This window comes from Neobacillus jeddahensis (assembly GCF_000612625.1).
GTDB classification, from domain to species: domain Bacteria; phylum Bacillota; class Bacilli; order Bacillales; family Cytobacillaceae; genus Neobacillus; species Neobacillus jeddahensis.
On record NZ_CCAS010000112.1, the window covers coordinates 1 to 3,402 of the forward strand.

At 39.3% G+C, this 3,402-nt stretch carries 3 protein-coding genes; all 3 read left to right on the forward strand.

Annotated elements, in window-relative coordinates; translation table 11 throughout:
- Positions 1 to 938: 938 nt before the first annotated feature.
- The 3 genes from TY15_RS22645 to TY15_RS22655 are packed head-to-tail and all read left to right on the forward strand — an operon-like array spanning position 939 to position 3,287.
- Entirely contained in the window at positions 939 to 2,330 is a 1,392-nt protein-coding gene (locus tag TY15_RS22645; protein WP_040203120.1) for a DDE-type integrase/transposase/recombinase, read from the forward strand.
- Positions 2,324 to 3,115 carry an ExeA family protein gene (locus TY15_RS24555; protein WP_040203121.1) on the forward strand — a complete coding sequence of 264 codons (792 nt, stop codon included), beginning with the start codon at positions 2,324 to 2,326 and terminating at the stop codon, positions 3,113 to 3,115. The genes TY15_RS22645 and TY15_RS24555 overlap by 7 nt, the downstream gene beginning before the upstream one ends.
- Complete coding sequence (locus TY15_RS22655) at positions 3,105 to 3,287, forward strand: hypothetical protein (protein ID WP_040203122.1); 183 nt, start codon at positions 3,105 to 3,107, stop codon at positions 3,285 to 3,287. The genes TY15_RS24555 and TY15_RS22655 overlap by 11 nt, the downstream gene beginning before the upstream one ends.
- Positions 3,288 to 3,402: the final 115 nt, after the last annotated feature.

A 3,402-nucleotide genomic window follows, 5' to 3' on the forward strand; every position in this document is an offset into this window, starting at 1 on the left:
TGTTCGCAGTCAGACCAAGTGTCGCTATTTAATCAGTGGTGGTCTTTTATTTTGTCGGAGGAATTTACAAGAAAGAGCCGTCAGCTCTATTGACTATTATATAATAGTCAATAGAGCTGACGGCTCTTAATCTAAAAAGGAAAAGGTTATTTGCTCCTCTTTGCTTGCCGGCCAGAGAACAAATAACCTCCCATTAACAATGCCAATTTTACTAGAATGTCCTCTTACAATCAAGAAGTATATGAGATTCGTCGAAATCTACAATGAAGATACCTTCTGTCCCTGTTGCGGAAGGGTTACCAGAAAACATGGAAAGTATGAAAAAACTGTTCATTTTAAATATCAATCCTTTCGGATTCCTATTATGCGGAGGAGATGTCCCGATTGTAGGAAAACTTTTTCATTAATGCCTTGCTTTTCTCACTCATGGGCAAGGTTTGCGAATCATCTTTATGAATTTTTTGTAAGATGGTTGATGGCGGGGGTACCTATTAGTCAACTTGCTGAATGGTTAACCACCTCTTCAGTTTCGGTGATCTCACTTAAAACTCTCTTTAGGTGGAAGAAACGCTTTTTTTGCCTTTTGGGGAAGTGGTGGATTAGCCAACGCAAGGAATGGGCTATGGAGTTCCAAGAAGCGGACGGGTTACTGTCCCTTTATCGGCATGGAATTAGCTCTAATCAGGAGATTCATTTTCTCCTTTCTTTCTATTTTGGTCATATTGAATCAGTTCCTGGGAAAGGAAGGCTATTTTCCATGATCAATCTCCGCCAACCTTCTTTTGAATGGTAATGTCAAAGAATGTGTCGGATTAATTACATAATGCTAACATCATTTCCTTTTTCTTGCTCCACAAAATATGTCCCTACTCTACAATCGATAATTCAGAGAAAATGGGGATAGTTTCCTATTTTATGGTGTGAGAGGAGAAAACAAGATGAATGAAACGATACGTAACGAATTAGCTGCTTTTCGATTTGGGTTGATTGCTCCAGCCGTTCAACGACAGCTACAACCTGGGGAGAGGTATGCCCTTTTAAGAGAGATTGCGAATCAAAGGTACACCATCCCAGGTAGTGAACGAAGTACAGTAAGTGTTCGATCATTAGAAAGATACCTTCAGGCTTATGAAGAGAAAGGATTTGAAGGTCTAAAACCCCAAGTAAGAGAAAAAAAAGGAAGCTTACAAAATCAGGATCCAGAAATACTGAACCGGGCAATCGAATTACGAAAGGAATTACCTAGCCGAAGTGTCGAACAGGTTATCAGAATACTAGAGTTGGAGGAAAAGGTGTCAGTAGGTGTCCTCAAACCGCGGACCTTATCTCGTTATTTTCAAGAAATGGGCTGGAGTAAAAAGGATCTTTACCGTGCGGTAAAGAAGGAGTTTCGTCATTTTGAACACGATACACCGAATGATTGTTGGCAGGCGGATACACAGCATACTCTTTATTTACCTGATCCAAGAAATCCTGAAAAACGTAAAAAGGCTTATCTTATCGCTATAATCGATGATCATAGCCGCCGAATTATGCATGCGGAGTTTTTTATGGAAGAAAGATATCCTCGTCTTGAACGTTGTGTCCAAAAGGCTGTATTAAGATTCGGTGTACCAAATCTATTTTTTTGCGATAATGGTTCCGTTTATAGTGCTAAGCAGTTTCAAATTATGTGTGCGAGAATGGGAACGAAACTTATCCATGCAAAGCCATATTCGCCAGAGTCAAAGGGGAAAATTGAAAAATTTTTCCAATTCATTGATAGTAGTTTTACAGGTGAAGCCAATTTATTAATAAATCAAGGAAAACTCTCCACATTGAAACAATTAAACGATTACTTGCGTTCTTGGTTAGAAGCATATGATAATCGGGTTCATCGAAGTACAAAACAAACACCTAAAAAGCGATATGAAGCAAAAGCTGATCATACTCGCCACCTTCCAGCAGAAATGCTAAAAGAAATTTTTCTTTGGGAAGAGGATCGAACTGTAAGGAAAACAGCCATTATTGAACTAGAAGGAAATCGATATGATGTTGATTCCTCATTACGTGGAATGAAAATTCAAATTAGATTTAATCCATTCGATTTATCGACCATTCAAGTTTGGAAGGACGACGAACGCTTCGAAGACGCCAAGCCAGCGGAACTTCGAAATCAAAGCCACTCCAAATTACCTAACGAAACGGACAGCGACCAAACTCCTGCAGGAGTTTCTAGTTTCTTGGAACAGTTGAAAAAACAGCAGGAAGAAGAAAAACGAAAACAAGTTGGTACCACTAGTTTTACCAAATTAAAAGAGAAACAGTCAAAGGGGAATGAAACATGCTAGATTTTTTTGAGATGAAAGATGTTCCATTTACCCGTGAAATTTCACCGAAGCACTTGTTCCATTCTTCCAGTCAGAAAGAGGCTTCCGCACGTTTAGAATATGCGGTACAGCACCGTCAGTTTTGTCTTTTAACTGGTGAAGCAGGAATGGGGAAATCAACGGCCATCCGGTCTTTGGTTCATCAATTGGATCCCATTCATTATCATTACCTTTATATTTGTGATTCTTCATTGACGCCAAAACTCTTTTATAGAGAAGTTCTTCAGAACTTCGGTATCCAGCCAGCCTTTCGTTCAACAGATGCAAAACGCCAATATCAGTCTTTGATGCTTGATATTTATGAGAATGAGAAAAAGCATGTAGTCATAGTTCTGGATGAGGCTCATCATTTTTCCGATTCCATGTTGCAGGAACTGCGCTTCATTCTCAATTTTAAAGAAGATTCAATGTCCCCTCTTTCCCTCATCGTAATAGGCCAGCCTAGCTTGCGAAATTTATTAAGGGTAAAGCAGCTGGAAGCCATTGAACAGCGAATTCAAATGCGATATCAAATGAGTGGACTAACAGAAAAAGAAACGAATGATTATATCCGTCATCAGTTAAAAGTAGTAGAAACACCCCACGAAATCTTTTCTGAAGAGGCGATTAGAGCGATTTATAACTTTAGCCAAGGGATTCCAAGAAAAATTAATACGTTATGTAGTCAAAGTTTATTAGATGCCTTCATACAAGGAAATAAGATTGTGGGAGAATCCCATATCCATCGGGTGATCAATGAACTGTAGAAGAGTCGATTATTATGACCAATTGGAGATTGGGATTGCCGAGATGGAAGCAACCATTGAACGGTTAAGAACGGAAATAAACGAGTTAATGGAAATTAAAAATGCATTGTTTCAACTAAATGGGTTTCTTAAAAGAGAATTGAAGGAACTAATTGAGGATTTGCCATTTTAAATCATCGACAACTAAGCCGACTTTTGTAAATGCCAGTGGCGCTGAGGGTGACTGTTATTCAGTTGCCACGTCACCGCCACTGGCCGAATATCTGCCATCGAAGGTGGCTGCGGAC

Bases quoted from the DNA above. Each gene is read 5' to 3' on its own strand.
- TY15_RS24555 (WP_040203121.1), top strand. From the start codon at position 2,324: ATGCTAGATTTTTTTGAGATGAAAGATGTTCCATTTACCCGTGAAATT.
- TY15_RS22655 (WP_040203122.1), top strand. From the start codon at position 3,105: ATGAACTGTAGAAGAGTCGATTATTATGACCAATTGGAGATTGGGATT.
- TY15_RS22645 (WP_040203120.1), top strand. From the start codon at position 939: ATGAATGAAACGATACGTAACGAATTAGCTGCTTTTCGATTTGGGTTG.